Raw genomic sequence first — 19777 nt, forward strand, 5'->3', positions numbered from 1 at the left:
CTGGTGCCCACGGAGGGACTCGAACCCCCACACCTCGCGGCACATGGACCTGAACCATGCGCGTCTACCAATTCCGCCACGTGGGCATGCAAAACATCAAAACGTACAACAAACTGCGGTAGCTTCTGGTGCCCACGGAGGGACTCGAACCCCCACACCTCGCGGCACATGGACCTGAACCATGCGCGTCTACCAATTCCGCCACGTGGGCATACAAAACCACTTCAATGCTCGCCAGCTGGTGCCCACGGAGGGACTCGAACCCCCACACCTCGCGGCACATGGACCTGAACCATGCGCGTCTACCAATTCCGCCACGTGGGCATACAAAACCACTTCAATGCTCGCCAGCTGGTGCCCACGGAGGGACTCGAACCCCCACACCTCGCGGCACATGGACCTGAACCATGCGCGTCTACCAATTCCGCCACGTGGGCATTGGACCGCTTTGCTTGCATTGCTCGACGTTGCCGTCGAATTCCGCTACGATATCAGGCTTTGCCGTTTTGCGCTAGACCAACTTTCGATCGATTCCGGCGCGCATCGCCTGCGCAGCGCCTTCGTTTTCGGCTGGGCCGTTTCCGAAGAGACCGAAAGTATAGCGGATGGATGGCAAATGTCAAAGTCCCTCCGAGCGGGACTATCCCTGCACGCTTCACGGACGACGTTAGGCGAATCCGCCGGTCCTCCGTTACACTACGCGTGCCTACGTGTCAATGTAACGATATCCGCGCCGTCAGATGGACGGCGCCACCACCAAGAAGATAAAGAATACAAATTTGAAGCACCCAACACATACCATTCCAAGCCGCGAGGAAATCCTCGGCGTGTTCCGTGAGGCCAAGGGCCCGCTCGACAGCGGCGCCCTGGCCCGAGCCCTGCAAGTCAACCCGGAAGCGGAAGGCGTGCTCACGCGCCGCTTGAATGCGATGGAGCGCGACGGCCAGTTGCGCGCCAATCCCGCGGGCGAATATGCGCTCACGGACCACTCGAGTTTCATTTCCGGCCGCATCAGCGCGCACCGCGACGGCTTCGGCTTCGTCATCCCGGACGAGGGCGGCGAAGACCTGTTCCTGCCCGATAAGGAAATGCAGAAAGTCCTGCACGGCGACCGCGTGCTGGCCCGCGTCGTCGGCACCGACCGCCGCGGCCGCGCCGAAGGCACCATCGTCGAAGTCACGGAACGCGCCAACACCCACGTCATCGGCCGCCTGCTGAACGAGAACGGCGTCTGGGTCGTCGCACCGGAAGACAAGCGCATCGGCCAGGACATCCTCGTGTCCGGCTCGCCGGGCAAGGCGAAGTCCGGCCAGGTCGTCAGCGTCGAACTCCTCGAGCAGCCGTCGCGCTTCCGCCAGCCCACCGGCAAGATCGTCGAAGTGCTCGGCGAACTGGACGACCCGGGCATGGAGATCGAGATCGCCGTGCGCAAGTTCGGCGTGCCGCACATCTTTTCGCCGGCCGCCATCAAGCAGGCCAATAAACTGCCGAACGAGGTGCGCGACGCCGACCTCGCGGACCGCGTCGACCTGCGCGACGTGCCACTCGTCACGATCGACGGCGCGGATGCACGCGACTTCGACGACGCCGTCTACTGCGAACCCGTCAAGATCGGCCGCACGAAGGGTTATCGCCTGCTCGTCGCCATCGCCGACGTGAGCCACTACGTGAAGCCGAACGATGCGCTCGACGGCGATGCGATCGAACGCTCGACGTCCGTGTACTTCCCGCGCCGCGTGATCCCGATGCTGCCGGAAAAGCTGTCGAACGGCCTGTGCTCGCTGAACCCGGCCGTCGATCGCCTCACGCTCGTGTGCGACATGGTCGTCACGATGGACGGCGAAGTGAAGGCGTACCAGTTCTACCCGGCCGTGATGCACTCGGCGGCGCGCCTGACCTATGACGAGGTCGCCGCCATCCTGGGCAACACGAACGGACCCGAAGCGGGCCGCCGCCCCGGCATCGTGCCGCACCTGCTGAACCTGAACGAAGTGTTCCGCGCGCTGCTGCAGGCACGCCAGGAGCGGGGCGCCATCGACTTCGAGACGACCGAAACGTATATCGTCTGCAATGCGATGGGCAAGATCGAAAAAATCCTGCCGCGCACCCGCAACGACGCGCACCGCCTGATCGAGGAATGCATGCTGGCCGCCAACGTGTGCGCCGCGGACTTCCTGATCCGCCATGACCAGCCGAGCACGTTCCGCATCCACGCGGTGCCGACCGAGGAAAAGCTGAACCAGCTGCGCACCTTCCTGAAGCAGGTGGGCCTGAACCTGGGCGGCGGCACGACGCCGCAGGCGCGCGATTACGCCGAACTGATGACGCGCATCAAGGAGCGTCCGGACGCCACGCTGCTGCAGACGATGCTGCTGCGTTCGATGCAGCAGGCCGTCTACAGCCCGGACAACGTCGGCCACTTCGGCCTTGCGTACGAAGCCTATGCGCATTTCACGAGCCCGATCCGCCGCTACCCCGACCTGCTGACGCACCGCGCCATCAAGGCCGTGCTGAAGGGCAAGAAGTACGAGCCGACCGGTATCGACCTGTCCAAGCTGAACACGACCGTGTCGAAAGCGGTGCGCAAGCAGGCGACGAAGGACAAGGCCGAAGGCAAGCAAAAGGATCCGAAGGACCTGACGATCTGGGATGCCCTGGGCGTGCACTGCTCGGCCAACGAACGCCGTGCCGACGAGGCGTCGCGCGACGTCGAGAACTGGCTCAAGTGCTACTACATGAAGGACAAACTCGGCGAGGAATTCACGGGCGTGATCTCGGGCGTGACGCCGTTCGGCATCTTCGTCCAGCTCGACCAGCTGTTCGTCGAAGGCCTCGTGCACGTCACGGGCCTCGGCACGGATTATTTCCAGTACGACGAAGCCCGCCACGAACTGCGTGGCGAACGCACGGGCCAGGTGTACCAGCTGACGGGACGCGTCACGGTGCAGGTGGCGCGCGTCGACCTGGAATCGCGCAAGATCGACCTCGTGCTGGCGCAGCCGAAAGACGTGGAGCCGGCGCCGCTGGAACGTGCCCGTGCCGCCGCGCTGGACTCCATGGAGCCGAAGGCACCGCGCCGCAGGAAAGCAAAAGCGGCGAAGAACGGTGCCGTGCCGGTCTCGCAGCAGGAAGCCCGCGCAACGCCGGCCGAACCGGCCGCCTCCACGTTCGGCGCCACCGACGAAGGCGAAGAGGATGTCGTGTTCGTGCCGCCCACGCGCGGCCGCCGCGGCCCCCGCAACGCCTCATCCGCAGCAAAACCGACCGCGACGAAAAAGACCGCGGCGAATAAAAGCGCTCCCACAAAGAGCGCCTCCAAAACCAGGAAGAAGAAGTAACGCATGAAAAATAAAATGATTTTTGGCTTCCACGCCGTCACCTCGCGCCTCCGCCACGAGGCCGCCAGTGTGGAAGAGATCTTCGTCGATGCCGGCCGCCAGGACCGCCGCATGCAGGACCTCATCGCCAACGCGAAGTCGGCCGGCGTGCGCGTGATGCCCGTCGACGCCGAGCGCCTCGACAAGATCGTCGGCACCCGCCGCCACCAGGGCGTGATCGCGTTCGCGAGCCAGCTGTCGCTGGCGCGCAACCTGGACGAGTTGCTGGATGCCGTGGAAGGGCCGCCGCTGCTGCTGATCCTCGACGGCATCACCGACCCGCACAACCTGGGCGCCTGCCTGCGCGTGGCGGACGGCGTCGGCGCGCATGCCGTCATCGCCCCGAAGGACCGCTCCGTCGGCCTGAACGCGACGGCGGCCAAGGTCGCCAGCGGTGCCGCCGAGACCGTGCCTTATATCACCGTGACGAATCTGGCGCGCACGATGCGCGACCTGAAGGAGCGGGGCATCTGGCTGATCGGCACGTCCGACGATGCCGACAAGGGCTTGTACGAAGGGGATTTCACGGGCCCGACGGCGCTCGTGATGGGCTCGGAAGGCGAGGGCATGCGCCGCCTGACCCGCGAGACCTGCGACATCCTCGTTTCCATTCCCATGTTCGGCTCGGTCGAGAGCCTGAACGTCTCCGTGGCCTCGGGCGTCTGCCTGTACGAGGCCCGTCGCCAGCGCCTGGCGCGCGAGCCGCAGTAATCCCACCGTCGTCCCCGCGCAGGCGGGGACCCATACTGAGCGGCCGACGTCCTGACATTCAGGGCCTTTCTTATTATCAGAAATTACGATTTCTGATACTCGGCATGGGTTCCCGCTTCCGCGGGAACGACGTCTCTCCAAAATTGATTCCCTCATAAGCAAGTACGGCGCGGATACGCTACCATGCTGCTTCACTTGCACGAATCACGACTATGTTTTCCAACCTGCGCGAAGATATCCAGAGCATCATCGAACGCGACCCTGCGGCCCGTAACGCATGGGAAGTGCTCACCTGCTACCCGGGCCTGCATGCCGTCGTCATGCACCACTGGGCGCATGCTTGTTGGCGCGCCAACTTCCGTTGGCTGGGCAGGTTCATCTCGTATTTCGCACGCATTCTGACGGGCATCGAAATCCACCCGGGAGCCACGATCGGCCGCCGCGTGTTCATCGACCACGGCTTCGGCGTCGTGATCGGCGAGACGGCCGTCGTCGGCGACGATTGCACGATCTACCAGGGCGTCACCCTGGGCGGCACGACGCTCGTCGCGGGCACGAAGCGCCATCCGACCCTGGAGCGCGGCGTGATCGTGGGGGCCGGCGCGCAGGTGCTCGGCGCGTTCACGGTCGGCGAATACGCGAAGGTGGGCTCGAACGCCGTCGTCGTCAAGCCGGTTCCGGCCGGCGCGACGGCCGTCGGCAACCCGGCCCACATCGTGCGCAAGGAAGATCAGACGCGCAGCGCCCAGATGTTCGCCGCGTACGGCGTCACGCCGAACGGCGACGATCCGTTGTCGAAGGCGCTCCGCAACCTGATCAACCACGTGGCCCAGCAGGACGAGCAGATCGAGCGCATGTGCGCGACGATGAAGGCGGCCGGCATCCGCTGCCATACCCCGGACGAGAGTGATAAACTCGACCAGGCACAACTGAACCGGCTCGTAGATTAAAGGACCACCACTGATGCAAGACGACATCCCGGGCAGCTTCGACCCGGCATCCGACCTCGACCCCAACGAAATCCGCGTACTGGGCGTCCTTGCCGAAAAAGAGGCGCTGACGCCCGACAATTACCCCATGTCGCTGAATGCGGTGATGAACGGCTGCAACCAGCTGTCCAGCCGCGATCCCGTGATGCAGCTGTCGGAAGACGTCGTCCACGACACCCTGCAGCGCCTCATGCAGCGCAAACTCGTGAACGGCATCGCCCAGGCCGGCGCACGCGTCATCAAGTACGAGCACCGCATGCGCATCAAGTGGACGCTCGAGCAGGACAAGGTCGCCGTGCTGGCCGTGCTGATGCTGCGCGGCCTGCAGACGGCGGGCGAGATCCGCAACCGCACGGGCCGCCTGCACGATTTCAAATCGGTGGCCGAAGTGGAAAGCGCGCTGCAATTCCTCATCGACAAGTACCCGCCGCTCGTCGTCCGGCTCGAACGCTTGCCCGGGACGAAGGAATCCCGCTACGGGCAATTGCTCGGCGGGGCTATCGACGTTGCGCGCGTGGATGCGGGCGGTGCTGCAGCCGCCGGCGCGGCCGGCGGCTCGACGGGCGCCCGCGTGGCGCAGCTGGAGCAGGAAGTGGCCGCGCTGCGCAGCGAAGTCGACGAACTCAAGGCGCAGTTCGCGGCGTTTCGTCAGCAGTTCGAGTAAGGTCCGCGGACACGCCTTCGTCGAATTGCACGAGGGCGTCGTCCGGCCAGCCCGTGTCGCCGATCGGCACCATCATGTTCCAGCCGTGTGTTTCCAGCGTGCGCGACCGTTCGCCATCGCGCAGCACGGCCCGCACGCCCGGCCGCGGCGCCGGCGTGCCGTAGTTGAAATCCTTTTTGGCGCACCAGTCCGACGTCAGCATCAGCGTGTTGATTGCAGCCTTCGCCATGAATGGCATCTGGTCCTTGACGATGGCGATGGTGACGCGGCACTCCAGGCGCAGGTCGCCCAGCCGGCGGACGTTGTCCGGCAGGCCGGCCGTGCGTACCTCCGGATGCCCCGTGTACAAACCGTTCTTCTGGTTCAGGATGAACGTGGCGTCCGCATCGTAGGCGGCCTGGTTGCGGCCGACGGTGAGCAGGCCCGCGGCATCGATGGGGACGTCTTCCTGGAAGCTCCCGTCGTCGCTTGCGAGCCGCAGCCGCAGGCCGTCGCCCGCGTTCGCCGGGGCGCCTTCCGCGTGGCGCATGCGGAAGCGGAGCAGGGCGTGCGGCGCCAGCGCGCGGTGCGCGTCGAACGCGTCGAGGCCGGCCGCGACGCTGCGGTACGAGCGCATTTCCGGATCCGCGATGCCCTTCACCTGCACGGACGGCACGGGGTCGTCCGCATGCGCGGCGGGCAGGGCGCAGGCCAGCAGCGCGCACAGCGCTACAGTCGTACGCTTCATGGCGCGGCTCCTTCCGGCGCGACGAACGCGAGGTCGACGACGGCATCGTTGCCCCAGCTGGCGTCATACAGCGGGAGTTCGAACTGGCGCCCCTTCACCTTCAGCGGCAGCGTGCGCTCGCCTTCGCGCAGCATGGCGGACGCGAGCGGCGACTCCACGTTCAAGGACCACGTGCGATCCTGGTCCTTGAAGAAACTGCACCAGTCGCCCGTCAGGAACACGGTGTTGGCCAGCGCGACGGCCCAGAACGGCGCCTCTTTCTTGGCGACGGTGACGAAGACCTGGCATTCGAGCCGCAGGTCGCCCAGGCGGCGCTGGTTGTCGGCCAGGCCCGGCGTGCGCACGTAGGGCCAGACGCGGACCTCCTTGCGCCTGCGGCTCAGCACGAGTTCCGCGTCGGCATCCCACGCCGGCTGGCTGCGCGGGACGTCGAACAGCGCGTCGGCGCCGACCGGCAGCGCCAGCGCGAACGCATCGGCGGTCAGCTTCGCGGTCGGCAGGTCGCCTTCGAGCAGGGCACCGCCACGCTTGCGTACGGCGAACCGCAGTTGCGGGACGGCGGGCGCCAGCGCGTGCTGCGCGTCGAAGGTGTCGAGGCCGGCCGCGATGGCGCGGTAGGAATGCATCTCCGGATTCTTGATCGAATTCACGTGCACGACGCCTTCGCGGCTTGCGCCCGGCTCGACGTCCTGGGCGCAGGCCGCGGCGGACAGCAGGGAGAGGGCGAGGAGGGTGGCGCGCACGGCTTCAGCCCTCGTCGCGCCAGCGACGCATGCGGATGGCGGCATACAACATCGCGACGCCCAGCACCACGCCGATCCACGCATCGGCGCCGGCCAGCGACAGGTAGGACTGGGACACGAGCCCGCCCATGTCGACACCGTGTTCGGTCGGACGCATGCCCGTCTGCAGGCCAGGCTGGAACGTGAACCAGATGCCAGGCACGATGCCGCCGAGGATGCGGGCGACGACGTCGCTCGCATAGTGCGACAGCAGCAGCGTCTGGCCGGAAAAATTCTCGAGCGCGGCGTTGACCCACTTGATGACGACGAGCGCGACGACCGGCACGCCGACGGCCCACAGGAACGGCTTCGATTTCGCCCAGCTCGACACGAGCATCAGCCAGCCTACGGTCGGCAGCGCCCACACGACGTACACCGGCAGCAGGGCGGCGAGGCGCAGCGGCGACAGGTACAAATCGGACGACGCAAGCAGCGACGCGAACAGATTCAGTCCCTGTGTGCTGAGCGCCAGGCAGGCGATGAAGAGCAGGGCCAGCGAGGCGGCGACGGCCAGCACGAGCGTGATCGCGGGTGCGACGACCATCGCCATGACGGCCTTCGACAGCACCGTCATCGGATCGGACACGGGCAGCGATTTCCAGAACAGGATGCTGCGGTCGCGGCGCTCGTCGTACAGTGCGCCGAGGCAGTAGAAGAACACGACGCCGACCAGGATCGCGAACAGCGGCGCCGATGCGCCCAGGTACATGCCGGTGGCGATCTTCGCGACCACCAGCTTCGTTTCCTCGGGCAGGATCTGGTCGAGACGGGCGTGATCCAGCGTCTGGCCGTTGATCGTCACGTGCGCGGGTATGCCGTGCTGCATGATGCCGTAGGTGATCGTGCAGCCCAGCAGCACGACGAGCAGTGAGCCGACGATGAGCGGCGCCCAGAACATCGAGCCCTTATGCTCCCAGAACTCTCGCTTGAGCAGCCATTTCATGGTGTTCGTATTCATGCGTAGGTTCCTTTCATGGTCGCGACGAACAAATCGGCGACGGACGGGTTACGGGTTTCGCCGAGCGCGGCCAGCTGCTGGCGCGACGCGCCGCCGGGGCCGGCATCGAACAGCAGCACGGCCTTGCCGAATACGGTGCGGCGGTCGAGCGGCTGCAGCGCGTTGGCGGCGCTCAGTTTCTCTTGCGGCACCATCACCTCGACATAGCGCTCGCCGATCTCTTCCATCGACGCGGCGAGCACGATGCGGCCGTCGCGGATGAACATCAGGTCGGTCAGGATGTGCTCGACTTCTTCGACCTGGTGCGTCGTGATGACGATCGTCTTGTGCTCGTCAAAATAGTCTTCCAGCAGGTTCTGGTAGAACTGCTTGCGGTAGATGATGTCCAGGCCCAGCGTGGGTTCGTCCAGCACGAGCAGCTTCGCATCGATGGCCATCACGAGGGCCAGGTGCAGTTGCACGATCATGCCCTTGGACATCTCCTTGACCTTCATGCCAGGCTGCAGCTTCGTGTTCGCGATATAGCGTTCCGCTTTCTCGCGGTTGAAGCGCGGGTGCACGCCGGCCACGAAGTCGATGGCGTCGCGCACGCGCAGCCAGCGCGGCAGGATCGCCACGTCGGCGATGAAGCAGACGTCCTGCATCAGCTCGTCGCGGTGGGTGCGCGGGTCGAGACCCAGCACGGACAGCTCGCCTTCGAACGGGATCAGGCCCAGCGCGGCCTTCAGCGTGGTGGTCTTGCCCGAGCCGTTCGGGCCGATCAGGCCGACGATGCGGCCGGCGGGGATGGTGAAGTCGATGCCGTTCACCGCCGTGCGCTTGCCGTAGCGCTTCGTGAGGTTTTTCGCTTCGATCACGGCGCTCATTTGTCGCCTCCGGCCGGTTCGCGCAGCAATTGGTCGATGTCGAGGCCGAGGCGGCGGATCCGCTCCAGCATCGCCGGCCACTCCTCGCGCAGGAAGCGCTCCCTTTCGCTGGCGAGCAGTTTCTCGCTCGCACCTTCCGTGACGTACATACCGATCCCCCTTCGTTTTTCCACTAAGTTGTCGTCGACCAGTTCCTGGTAAGCCTTCGAGACCGTGATCGGATTCAGCTGGTATTCCGCTGCGATCTGGCGCACGGAGGGGAGCGGATCCCCGGCCTTCAGGGCGCCATCGAGCATCATACCGATCACCCTGTCCTTCAATTGCCGGTAGATTGGAGAGTTGTCATTCCAGCCGATGGTCATTGCCGGCCTCCTTGCGTCGCGGTGCAGTCCATGTCATGCCTGCCTCCATGTTGGTGATGTAGAGTCGTGGTGTTGTAGTGAAGTATAACACCATGCCGGCAATGGTCAATACAGCATCGACCTAGCAGGATTGAGGGGTTTAGATCGTGCGACCGTCGAGATCGCAACGCAGGATGCGGCCGTCTTCGTCGATCGCGATCCAGCCGCCGCGGATGGGATCCGCGTCGAGTTCCCAGTCCGGCAGTACATAACGCCGCTGGCCGTCGGCCTCGTGCAGGGCGGGGCGGTGGGTGTGGCCGTGGATGATGACGTCCGTGTCCGTATCCGCATGCAGCGCGGCGACGGCGGCCGGGGTGACGTCCATGATCTCGTAGGATTTTTCGCCGTGCGCCGCGCGGCTGCCTTCGCGCAGGCCGGCGATGATCGCCTTGCGCTGGGCCAGCGGCATGGCGAGGAACTGGCTTTGCCATGCCGGGTCGCGCACCTGGGCACGGAAGGCCACGTACTCGACGTCGTCCGTGCACTGGGCGTCGCCGTGTACCAGGACGACCTGGCGGCCGCCGATGGTCGCCACGTGCGGTTCGGGCAGCAGGGTGAGGCCGGCCGCGTCGGCGAAGCCGGTGCCGACGAGGAAGTCGCGGTTGCCGCCGAGCCAGTAGACGGCCGTGCCGCCGTCGCTCACGCGGCGCAGCGCCGTGGCGACGCTGCGGTTGAACGGGTCGTCGAGGTCATCGTCGCCGGCCCAGTATTCGAAGATGTCGCCGAGCAGATAAAGCCGCTCGGCATGCGCCGCGCGTTCGGCCAGGAAGCGGAAAAAGGCTTCGGCCGTACGCGGGTGGGATGCCTGCAGGTGCAGGTCGGAAATGAAGAGTGCGAGCGTGCGCGCGGTCATGGCTTCCAGGATCAATCGCCGGAGCAGGGCCCGCGCGTCATGCCTGCCTTGTTCAGATTACTGGACGATTTCGATCTTCTCGATGACGACGTCTTCGCTCGGCACGTCCGAGTGCATGCCGGCGCGGCTCGTCTTGACGTTGTTGATCTGGTCGACGATGTCCTGGCCTTCGACGACCTTGCCGAACACGGCATAGCCCCAGCCGTCCTGGCCCGGGTAGTTCAGGAAGTCATTGTTCTTAGTGTTGATGAAGAACTGGGCCGATGCCGAGTGCGGGGCCATCGTGCGGGCCATGGCGATCGTGTACTTGTCGTTCTTGAGGCCGTTCTTCGCTTCGTTCTCGACGGTCTGCTCGGTCGGCTTTTGCTTCATGCCCGGCTCGAAACCGCCGCCCTGGATCATGAAGTCCTTGATCACGCGATGGAAGATCGTGTTCGAGAAGTGACCCTTGTTCACGTAGTCCAGGAAGTTGGCAACGGTCTTCGGTGCCTTGTCGGCGTCCAGTTCGACCTTGATGTTGCCCTTGTTGGTGGTCATGAGTACGGTGGTCATGTTTTTTCCTATCGTTGGAGTTGCGAGTTCGTTATTTTACTTTATCGCCCTTGAGGAGGGTCGCGGACTGGATCGTGACGGGCGTGACCGGCACGTTTTCGAGACCCCGGATGTCGTCCACGACGACGGCCTTGATCTTGTCGACGACGTCCTGGCCCTTCACGACCTTGCCGAATACGGTGTAGCCCGAGCCCTGCATGTTCGGATAATCGAGCCCGGGATTGTCGACAACGTTGATGAAGAATTGCGAGGTGGCCGAGTCCGGATTCGATTCGCGCGCCATGGCGACCGTATACTTTTCGTTCGACAGGCCGTTGTTGGACTCGTTCTTGATCGGTTTGTTCGTCTTGCGGCCGTGGAACTGGGCATCCATGCCGCCGGCCTGGATCATGAAGCCGTCGATCACGCGGTGGAAGATCGTACCCTTGTAGAAGCCGGACTTGACGTACTTGAGGAAATTGTTCACGGAGATGGGCGCTTTTTCCGGGTTCAGTTCCAGCACGATCTCGCCCATCGACGTTTTCAGCGAGACTTGCGGGTCGGCGGCGAACGCGGTTGCGGACAGGGTCAGGGCGGCCAGGCCGGCGGCAAAGCGGGCAACTAAGCGGGCAGTAAAGCGGGCGTCGGGCGATTTCAGGACGTGCATCGTAGCTTCCTCTCGGTGGATATAGCGCAAAGGGCTGTCAAGGGTTTTGCAGAAAAATAAACCTATGGCATATGCGGCCAGCCGGGATTTTATCAATGCTATACTTTGCGACGGACTGCCGATTCTATCAAAAAGAACAAGGTTCCCAAGATTCGCGGTCCTGACACTCCCGACGCGCCCGCCACGTCCCGGCACTGCCGCAAGGCTGCGTTTCGAGCGTCATGCTCCAACCCTCTAGCAAACATCCGATGAGCCAACTCAAGATCTACAACACGCTCGCGCGTGACAAGCAGGTATTCGTTCCCCTCCAGTCCGGCAAGGTCAATATGTACGTGTGCGGGATGACGGTTTACGATTACTGCCACGTCGGTCATGGCCGGATGATGATGGCATTCGACGTCATCTACCGCTGGCTCAAGGCATCGGGCTATGAGGTCAAATACGTCCGCAACATCACGGACATCGACGACAAAATCATCAAGCGCGCCGTCGAGAACAATGAAACGATGACGTCGCTCACGACCCGTTTCATCAAGGCGATGGACGAAGACACTGCTGCCCTGGGCATCCTGCCGCCGGATTTCGCGCCGCGCGCGACGGAGTACGTGCCGCACATGCTGTCGATTATCGAAAAGCTGGAAGCGAAGGAACTCGCCTACCGGGGCGAGGACGGCGATGTGAACTATGCCGTGCGTAATTTTCCGGGCTACGGCAAGCTGTCCGGCAAGTCGCTGGACGACCTGCGTGCGGGCGAGCGCGTGGACGTGAACACGGGCAAGCGCGATCCGCTCGACTTCGTTTTGTGGAAGGCCGCCAAGGAATCCGAACCGATTGAGGCCAAATGGGACTCGAAATGGGGTAAAGGTCGTCCGGGCTGGCACATCGAGTGCTCCGCCATGTCGTGCGCCATGCTCGGCGAACACTTCGATATCCACGGCGGCGGCGCCGACCTGCAGTTCCCGCACCACGAGAACGAGATCGCCCAGTCGGAAGGCGCGTTCGGTCCGCCGATGGCGAACTACTGGATCCACAATGGCTTCGTGCGCGTCGACAATGAGAAGATGTCCAAGTCGCTGGGCAATTTCTTCACGATCCGCGACGTCCTCAAGAAATACGATGCCGAGGTCATCCGCTTCTTCATCCTGCGTGCCCATTACCGCAGCCCGCTGAATTACTCGGACGTCCACATCGACGACGCGAAGGGCGCGCTGACGCGTCTGTACACGGCCTTGTCCGAGGTCGATGTCGGCCCCGAGCCGTTCGCCGTCGACTGGGACGAGGCCCATGCGCAGCGCTTCCGCGACGCGATGGACGACGATTTCAATACGCCGCTGGCGGTGGCCGAGCTGTTCGACCTGGCCACCGAAGTCAACAAGAGCAAATCCGTCGCGGCCGCGCGCCAGCTGAAGGCGCTGGCCGCCGTGCTGGGCCTGCTCGAACGCAGTCCGCAAGCCTTCCTGCAGGCCGGCACGCCGGGCGAGGGCGGTCTCGATGAGGCGGCGATCGTCGATGCAATCGCGCGCCGCGCCGCCGCCAAGAAGGCGCGCAACTTCGCCGAGGCCGACGCAATCCGCGCCGAGCTGACCGCGGGCGGCGTCGTGCTCGAGGACAAGCCGGACGGCAGCACCAACTGGCGTCGCGCCTGACCGGCCCTCCGCGCACGAGCATGGCACTTTCCAAGGACCTCGCGGGCGCCGTCCTGGCGCCGCCGGACGTTCAGCCTTCCGTCCCACCGTACTGGGCGGAGGCGAAGGCCGAGCTCATGCGTCGGGACCGCATCATGAACAAGCTGATCCCGCAATTCGGCGACATGCACCTGCGCGGCCATCCCGACCCGTTCACGACGCTGGCCCGCTCCATCGTCGGCCAGCAGGTGACGGTCAAAGCCGCCGAGTCCGCCTGGACGAAGCTGCGCGCGCTGTGCCCGAAGATGACGCCGTCGCAGGTCATCAAGGCCGGCGCCGAAGAACTGGCGGGCTGCGGCCTGTCGAAACGGAAGACGGAATACATCCTCGACCTGGCCGATCACTTCAAGGCGAAGCGCGTCCATGCCGACCAATGGTCGCAAATGGATGACGAAGCCGTCATCGCCGAGCTGGTCCAGATCCGCGGCATCACGCGCTGGACAGCCGAGATGTTTTTGATATTTAATCTGCTCAGACCGAACGTCCTGCCCCTGGACGATCCCGGCCTGATCCAGGGCATCAGCCAGAATTACTTCTCCGGCGAGCCGGTCTCGCGCAGCGATGCGCGCGAAGTCGCCGCCAATTGGGAACCTTGGCGAACAGTTGCTACATGGTATTTGTGGCGTAGCCTGGATCCGGTTCCGGTATAAAATAGCGCCCTTGCCGCCGCGCGGATGATCTTCCGCGGCCACGAACACACCCGGAGGTACAATGAGTAAAACAACTTTCCTCAGTTTCGAGCAGCCGATTGCCGAGCTCGATTCGAAAATCGAAGAGCTGCGCTTCGTGCAGGACGATTCCGCCGTCGACATCTCGGAAGAAATCGACCGCCTGGCCAAGAAGAGCCAGCAACTGACGAAAGACATCTATGCCAAGCTGACCCCCTGGCAGGTTTCCCAGATCGCCCGCCATCCGCAGCGTCCGTACACGATGGACTATGTGAACGCGATCTTCACCGATTTCCATGAATTGCACGGCGACCGTACCTTCGCCGACGACCAGTCGATCATCGGCGGCCTGGCCCGCTTCAACGGCCAGTCCTGCATGGTCATCGGCCACCAGAAGGGCCGCGACACGAAGGAACGCGCGGCGCGCAACTTCGGCATGCCGCGTCCGGAAGGCTACCGCAAGGCCATGCGCCTGATGAAGGTGGCCGAGAAATTCAACCTGCCGATCTTCACGTTCGTGGACACCCCCGGCGCCTTCCCCGGCATCGACGCGGAAGAGCGCGGCCAGTCGGAAGCCATCGGCCACAACCTGTACGTGATGGCCGAGCTGAAAGTGCCGCTGATCGCCACGATCATCGGCGAAGGCGGCTCGGGCGGCGCGCTGGCGATCGCCGTCGGCGACGCCGTGCTGATGCTGCAGTACGCGACGTATTCCGTGATTTCGCCGGAAGGCTGCGCGTCGATCCTGTGGAAGACGTCGGAGCGGGCGGCGGACGCGGCCGACGCCCTGGGCCTGACGGCGCACCGCCTGAAGGCGATGGGCCTGATCGACAAGATCGTCAACGAACCGCTGGGCGGCGCCCACCGCGACCCGGCCCAGATGGCCCAGATGCTCAAGCGCGCGCTGGCCGACACGCTGCGCCAGTTCCAGGGCATGAAGACCAGGGAACTGCTGGATGCCCGCCACGCCAAGCTGCTGGCCTACGGCAAGTTCAAGGAAACGACGCCGCGCGAAGAGTGAGCCGTCGTACGCAGGGGGCGGCCGTGATCGTCGCCCAGTTCGCGCAGGCCATCGCGGCCCTGCGCGAAGAATGCCTCCCCGATGCCATGCCGCCCGTCGCGGTCGCCCTCAGCGGCGGCCTCGATTCGATGGTGCTGCTGCACCTCGTGCACGCGCACGGCCTGAGCGCCCGCGCCTTCCACGTCCACCATGGGTTGAGCCCGAACGCCGACGCCTGGCGCGACCATTGCGCGGCCGCCGCCGCTGCGCTGGGCATCCCGTTCGACTGGCGCGCCGTCGTGGTCGCGAAAGGGAAGAGCGGCATCGAGGCCGCCGCGCGCAAGCTGCGCTACGCGGCGCTCGGTGAGATGTGCCGGGCCCACGGTGCCGGTCTGCTGCTGACCGCGCACCACCTCGACGACCAGGTTGAAACGGTGCTGTTGCAATTGCTGCGCGGCTCCGGTCCGGCCGGCCTGTCCGGCATGGACCCCGCCAATCGCGCGCCCGGCCTGCTGGGCGACGAACGCCTGGCCATGGCGCGCCCGCTGCTGGGCGTCGCGCGCGCCGACCTCGAACAGTTTGCGCGCGAGCAGGGCATCACGTGGGTCGAGGATGAATCCAACACCGATCCGCGCTATGCCCGCAACGCGCTGCGCCACCAGGTGATGCCCGCGCTGGCCGCCGCGTTTCCCGGCTACCAGCAACGCATCGCGCGCAGCAGCGCCCACACGCGCTCGGCCCAGCGCCTGCTGGACGAGCTGGGCGAACAGGACCTGCAGGCCTGCCTGGCCGGCGATGGTCTCGACCTCGTCCGCGTGCGCGCGCTGAGCCGCGACCGCATCGACAACCTGCTGCGCCACTGGTTCACCGTGCGCCGCCTCGCGATGCCGGCGACGGCCTGGCTCGCGCAGATGGTGGCGCAGATCCTGTCCGCGCGCGAGGACGCGCAGTTGCTCGTCGAACACCCGGACGTCGACGTGCGCCGCCACCGCGACCATTTGTACCTCGTGCCGCGTCTGCCGGACCTCGCCGGGATGCGCGATCCCGAGGACGCCGGCATCATCGACAAGCACGCCCAGGCCTTCCGCTGGAACGGCGAGGCTTCCATCGCGTTTCCCGATTACGGCGGGGTGCTGCATTTCGATGCGGCCGAACGCGGGTTCGATCCGGCCTGGTTGCGAGCGCAGAGACTCGAGATCGATTTCCGCAAGGGCGGCGAACGGCTGCGCCTGGCGCACAACCGTCCCAGCCGCAGCCTCAAGATGCATTACCAGGCGAGCGGCATCCCGGCCTGGGAGCGGGGGCGCCTGCCGATCGTGAATGCCGGTTTCGACCTGCTGTTCGCGGCGGGGCTCGGCATGGATTGCCGGCACGTGACCGAGGGTCCGGGGCGCATCGCGCTGCGTTGGGAAAGCGCGACGGCGGCCATCCCGGGTTAATGCCCTTTCCGTATTACCATATTCCTATTTGGTATAGCTTTCGCATCCTGACGGCTTGTGATTCCGCGCCGCAGCATGTAGAGTAAAAGGCTCATTTGATTTTTTACAAGCGGAAATCCCTTCAGTCATGGCCTTAATAGTCCACAAATATGGCGGTACGTCGATGGGTTCGACGGACCGCATTAAAAACGTCGCTGCCCGCGTCGCCAAATGGCACGACGCCGGTCATCAAGTCGTTGTCGTCCCCTCGGCAATGTCCGGTGAAACCAACCGTCTGATCGGCCTGGCGAAAGAGATTATGTCGCAGCCGGACCCGCGTGAACTGGACATGATTGCATCGACCGGCGAACAGGTGTCCGTCGGCCTGCTGGCCATGGCACTGCTGGCGCGCGGCAAGGATGCCGTGTCGTACACGGGCTGGCAGGTGGGCATCAAGACGGACTCGGCCTTCACGAAGGCCCGCATCCAGTCGATCGACGACACGCGCGTGCGCGCCGACCTGGACGCCGGCAGGATCGTCATCATCACCGGTTTCCAGGGCATGGATGAGGACGGTAATATCTCGACGCTGGGCCGTGGTGGTTCGGACACCTCCGCCGTCGCGATCGCGGCCGCACTGAAGGCCGACGAATGCCTGATCTACACGGACGTCGACGGCGTCTACACGACCGACCCGCGCGTCGTGAGCGAAGCGCGCCGCCTGTCGAAGATCACGTTCGAAGAAATGCTGGAACTGGCGTCGCTGGGCTCGAAAGTCCTGCAGACCCGCTCCGTGGAATTTGCCGGCAACTACCGCGTGCCGACGCGCGTGCTGTCGTCGCTGACCGACCCCCTGATGTCGCTCGAAGAAGAAGCCAACTCGGGTACCCTGATTTCGTTTGAGGAAGAAAGCAACATGGAACAAGCCGTCATCTCGGGCATCGCCTTCCACCGCGATGAAGCCAAAATCACCGTCCTGGGCGTGCCCGACAAGCCGGGCGTCGCCTTCCACATCCTCGGGCCGATCTCGGAGGCCAATATCGAGGTCGACATGATCATACAGAACCAGTCGGTCGACGGTAAGACCGACTTCACGTTCACCGTGTCGCGCAACGATTACCAGCGCGCCATGGGCGTCCTGGAAGGCGTGAAGGCCGAAATCGGCGCCGACAAGATCCTGGGCGATGCCAAGGTCTCGAAGGTCTCGGCCGTGGGCGTGGGCATGCGCAGCCACGTGGGCGTCGCGTCGCAGATGTTCCGTACGCTGTCGGAAGAGGGCATCAACATCATGATGATCTCGACGTCGGAGATCAAGATCTCGGTCCTGATCGACGAGAAGTACATGGAGCTGGCGGTGCGCGCCCTGCACAAGGCGTTTAACCTGGAGCAAGCTTAACTTTTTTCAAAAAAATGGCCGCGCTTCCTTGACCAAAAAGGGTGTGGCCATTAATATGCGTGCACTCAGCGCTGACGCATAAACGTTGAAGCTGACTGGAGGCGTGGCCGAGTGGCCGAAGGCACTTCCCTGCTAAGGAAGCATACGGGCTTAAACCTGTATCGTGGGTTCGAATCCCACCGCCTCCGCCAGAACATCGTCCCAGTAGGTTTAGGGACATCAAAGAACCCGCTGTTCTCATAGAGACGGCGGGTTTTTTGTTGCCTCACTGTCCAGCGATGTCTCCGAATGGCTAGGACTTTTGGGGGCATTTTTCGGGGCATACGCTGCCCCTTCTCGGACAGGATGCCCCCAAAATGCCCAAACAGGTACAGCCCCTGACTCAGCTGCAGGTGCGCAACGCCAAGGCGAAGGACAAACCATACAAGCTCGCCGATGGAGGCGGCTTGTACCTTGAAGTCATGCCCAGCGGCGGCAAGCTCTGGCGTATGAAGTTCAGGCAAGCCGATGGTAAGGAAAACAGGCTCGCCTTCGGCGCGTTTCCGGACGTCTCTCTCTTGGACGCGCGGGCGAAGCGCGACGAAGCGCGCCAGTTGCTGGCTGCCGGTACGGATCCGGCCCGCGCGCGGGCGGAGCAGGCGCGCCAGGCGCGGCTGGTGGAGCAGAATACCTTCGAGCATGTCGCGCGCGACTGGCATCGGACCATGATCAACAAGTGGCAGCCGCAGACCGCGGAAGAAATCCTGCGCCGCTTCGAATCGGATATCTTCCCGGCGTTCGGACACCTGCCGATCAACAAGGTGCAGGCACCTGATGTGCTCGATGCCATCCGGGCTATCGAGCAGCGCGGCGCGCTCGAGATCGCGAACCGGCAGACCGCGAACTGCTCCCGCGTGTTCAAGTATGCGATCCGCTGCGGGCTGGCTGAACGCAATCCTGCGGAGTTCCTGCGCGAGGTCCTGCAACCACGCGAGAAGGGGCACTTCGCGGCGATCAGTGCCGACGGATTGCCCGAGTTCTTGCGCGCGCTGTATACCAATGAGGCCTGCATGGGCGTGCCGACCCATATCTCAATGCGCCTGATCCTGCTGGTGTTCGTCCGGACTAGCGAACTCATCGAGACACCGTGGGCCGAGATCGACCTGGAGAAGGGCGAGTGGATCATTCCGTGGAAGCGCATGAAGCGCGGGAAGCGCCGCATCAATCCCGATAAGACCGACCATCACGTGTGCCTGTCGCGGCAGGCGCTGGCGCTCCTGCGCGACTTGAATCGGCACACGGGCGGCGGGACTTATCTGTTCCCCAACCTGCGCGACCCGAAGCGACCCATGAGCAACAACACGTTGCTGAAGGCAATCGAGCGCATGGGGTACAAGGGCGATATGACCGGGCACGGGTTCCGTGCCCTGGCGATGAGCACGCTGAAAGAAAACCTGGGCTATCGGCACGAGGTCGTCGACCGTCAGCTGGCGCACGCGCAGAAGGACAAGCTGGAGAGCGCGTACGACTGGGCCACGTACCTGGAAGAGCGGCGAAAGATGATGCAGTGCTGGGCGGACTACATCGACCGCGTTACAGCGGACGCCATGCGAGCCCCACCTGGTCGCTCCGATAATTCAATGCCTTGACGCTGGAGCGGCCGTATCTCGCCGACGGGTTTTCGGGGGATTGCGTTCCTCGTCCATTGCAATATCTTGGCTCCAGTGAGAACTCAAGAGGAGTACAGATGACTACCGATGCCAACTCGAGCGACCGGATGATCAAGCTGCCGGAGGTGATCAGCATGACCGGGCTGTCGCGATCGAGCATTTACCTGCTGATCAAGAAGGGTAATTTCCCGCCTCAGGTCAAGCTGTCGACCAGATCCTCAGGCTGGTTTTGGCGGGAGATAAACAGTTGGTTGGAATCTAGGCCCAGGGGATCGCAGAATTAGTTGAAGCGATTCACTGGCAAGTCGAGCGTAGTCCACACAGCTGTATTTGCGTTGTCGGAGTACTCGCGGTGTTCTATAGTGGACCCCGAATTTGAGACGGTGGTTTAAGCTGTCGTCCGCGAAAGGATGACAGCGAATGAGTGAAGGTAAA

Annotated in this window: 19 protein-coding genes and 5 tRNA genes; 12 read left to right on the plus strand and 12 right to left on the minus strand. The window is 64.1% G+C overall.

Annotation, left to right across the window (positions count from 1 at the left end; genetic code table 11):
• Position 1: 1 nt before the first annotated feature.
• The 4 genes from QPK29_RS32380 to QPK29_RS32395 all read right to left on the minus strand — a co-directional run bounded on the left by QPK29_RS32380 (position 2) and on the right by QPK29_RS32395 (position 437).
• Positions 2-86, minus strand: a tRNA-Leu gene (locus tag QPK29_RS32380).
• Between the two features lie 40 nt (positions 87-126).
• A tRNA-Leu gene (locus QPK29_RS32385) sits at positions 127-211 on the minus strand.
• Positions 212-239: 28 nt separating this feature from the next.
• Positions 240-324 (minus strand) — tRNA-Leu (locus QPK29_RS32390).
• Between the two features lie 28 nt (positions 325-352).
• Positions 353-437 (minus strand) — tRNA-Leu (locus QPK29_RS32395).
• Positions 438-740: 303 nt separating this feature from the next.
• On the opposite strand from QPK29_RS32395, the gene rnr reads away from it, so the two are divergent.
• The 4 genes from rnr (at position 741) to QPK29_RS32415 (ending at position 5741) form a co-directional block, all read left to right on the plus strand.
• Entirely contained in the window at positions 741-3338 is a 2598-nt protein-coding gene (gene rnr / locus QPK29_RS32400; RefSeq protein ID WP_056128134.1) for a ribonuclease R, read from the plus strand.
• Between the two features lie 3 nt (positions 3339-3341).
• Positions 3342-4088, plus strand: coding sequence for a 23S rRNA (guanosine(2251)-2'-O)-methyltransferase RlmB (gene rlmB / locus QPK29_RS32405; protein ID WP_056128135.1), 747 nt, complete (start codon positions 3342-3344; stop codon positions 4086-4088).
• A 212-nt stretch (positions 4089-4300) separates the two neighbouring features.
• The gene (gene cysE, locus QPK29_RS32410; RefSeq protein ID WP_056128138.1) at positions 4301-5038 is read left to right on the plus strand and encodes a serine O-acetyltransferase; all 738 of its coding nucleotides are present in this window, start codon (positions 4301-4303) and stop codon (positions 5036-5038) included.
• Positions 5039-5051: 13 nt separating this feature from the next.
• Positions 5052-5741: a YceH family protein gene (locus QPK29_RS32415; protein WP_371769847.1), complete on the plus strand. Its 690-nt coding sequence runs from the start codon at positions 5052-5054 to the stop codon at positions 5739-5741.
• Here QPK29_RS32415 and QPK29_RS32420 read toward each other — a convergent pair.
• From QPK29_RS32420 to QPK29_RS32455, 8 genes are all read right to left on the minus strand, one after another.
• Positions 5701-6468: a hypothetical protein gene (locus QPK29_RS32420; RefSeq protein WP_371769846.1), complete on the minus strand. Its 768-nt coding sequence runs from the start codon at positions 6466-6468 to the stop codon at positions 5701-5703. The two genes, QPK29_RS32415 and QPK29_RS32420, sit on opposite strands and share 41 nt — an antisense overlap.
• Positions 6465-7211 carry a hypothetical protein gene (locus tag QPK29_RS32425; RefSeq protein WP_371769845.1) on the minus strand — a complete coding sequence of 249 codons (747 nt, stop codon included), beginning with the start codon at positions 7209-7211 and terminating at the stop codon, positions 6465-6467. The genes QPK29_RS32420 and QPK29_RS32425 overlap by 4 nt, the downstream gene beginning before the upstream one ends.
• A gap of 4 nt (positions 7212-7215) precedes the next feature.
• On the minus strand, positions 7216-8208 hold the full coding sequence (locus QPK29_RS32430) for a hypothetical protein (protein ID WP_371769844.1): 993 nt from the start codon (positions 8206-8208) through the stop codon (positions 7216-7218).
• Positions 8205-9074, minus strand: a complete 870-nt coding sequence (locus QPK29_RS32435; protein ID WP_036234786.1) for an ABC transporter ATP-binding protein — start codon at positions 9072-9074, stop codon at positions 8205-8207. The genes QPK29_RS32430 and QPK29_RS32435 overlap by 4 nt, the downstream gene beginning before the upstream one ends.
• The gene (locus QPK29_RS32440; RefSeq protein ID WP_056128153.1) at positions 9071-9436 is read right to left on the minus strand and encodes a GntR family transcriptional regulator; all 366 of its coding nucleotides are present in this window, start codon (positions 9434-9436) and stop codon (positions 9071-9073) included. The genes QPK29_RS32435 and QPK29_RS32440 overlap by 4 nt, the downstream gene beginning before the upstream one ends.
• Positions 9437-9575: 139 nt before the next feature.
• Positions 9576-10328: a UDP-2,3-diacylglucosamine diphosphatase gene (locus QPK29_RS32445; RefSeq protein ID WP_371769843.1), complete on the minus strand. Its 753-nt coding sequence runs from the start codon at positions 10326-10328 to the stop codon at positions 9576-9578.
• A 57-nt stretch (positions 10329-10385) separates the two neighbouring features.
• Positions 10386-10880, minus strand: coding sequence for a peptidylprolyl isomerase (locus tag QPK29_RS32450; protein WP_371769842.1), 495 nt, complete (start codon positions 10878-10880; stop codon positions 10386-10388).
• A 31-nt stretch (positions 10881-10911) separates the two neighbouring features.
• Complete coding sequence (locus QPK29_RS32455; RefSeq protein ID WP_160408665.1) at positions 10912-11526, minus strand: peptidylprolyl isomerase; 615 nt, start codon at positions 11524-11526, stop codon at positions 10912-10914.
• Between the two features lie 248 nt (positions 11527-11774).
• On the opposite strand from QPK29_RS32455, the gene cysS reads away from it, so the two are divergent.
• The 8 genes from cysS to QPK29_RS32495 all read left to right on the plus strand — a co-directional run bounded on the left by cysS (position 11775) and on the right by QPK29_RS32495 (position 19626).
• Positions 11775-13172: a cysteine--tRNA ligase gene (gene cysS, locus QPK29_RS32460; RefSeq protein WP_056128163.1), complete on the plus strand. Its 1398-nt coding sequence runs from the start codon at positions 11775-11777 to the stop codon at positions 13170-13172.
• A 20-nt stretch (positions 13173-13192) separates the two neighbouring features.
• The gene (locus QPK29_RS32465; protein ID WP_056128166.1) at positions 13193-13861 is read left to right on the plus strand and encodes a DNA-3-methyladenine glycosylase family protein; all 669 of its coding nucleotides are present in this window, start codon (positions 13193-13195) and stop codon (positions 13859-13861) included.
• Positions 13862-13922: 61 nt separating this feature from the next.
• Positions 13923-14900, plus strand: a complete 978-nt coding sequence (locus QPK29_RS32470) for an acetyl-CoA carboxylase carboxyltransferase subunit alpha (protein WP_056128171.1) — start codon at positions 13923-13925, stop codon at positions 14898-14900.
• Positions 14897-16318 carry a tRNA lysidine(34) synthetase TilS gene (gene tilS, locus QPK29_RS32475; RefSeq protein ID WP_371769841.1) on the plus strand — a complete coding sequence of 474 codons (1422 nt, stop codon included), beginning with the start codon at positions 14897-14899 and terminating at the stop codon, positions 16316-16318. Before QPK29_RS32470 ends, tilS begins: the two co-directional genes overlap by 4 nt.
• Before the next feature lie 127 nt (positions 16319-16445).
• Complete coding sequence (locus QPK29_RS32480; protein WP_160408667.1) at positions 16446-17693, plus strand: aspartate kinase; 1248 nt, start codon at positions 16446-16448, stop codon at positions 17691-17693.
• A 97-nt stretch (positions 17694-17790) separates the two neighbouring features.
• A tRNA-Ser gene (locus tag QPK29_RS32485) sits at positions 17791-17884 on the plus strand.
• Positions 17885-18049: 165 nt separating this feature from the next.
• On the plus strand, positions 18050-19321 hold the full coding sequence (locus QPK29_RS32490; protein WP_371769840.1) for a tyrosine-type recombinase/integrase: 1272 nt from the start codon (positions 18050-18052) through the stop codon (positions 19319-19321).
• Between the two features lie 98 nt (positions 19322-19419).
• Positions 19420-19626, plus strand: coding sequence for a helix-turn-helix transcriptional regulator (locus QPK29_RS32495; RefSeq protein WP_056128184.1), 207 nt, complete (start codon positions 19420-19422; stop codon positions 19624-19626).
• The last annotated feature ends 151 nt before the right edge of the window (positions 19627-19777 follow it).

Source organism: Massilia orientalis (assembly GCF_030411975.2).
Lineage (GTDB): Bacteria > Pseudomonadota > Gammaproteobacteria > Burkholderiales > Burkholderiaceae_D > Telluria > Telluria orientalis.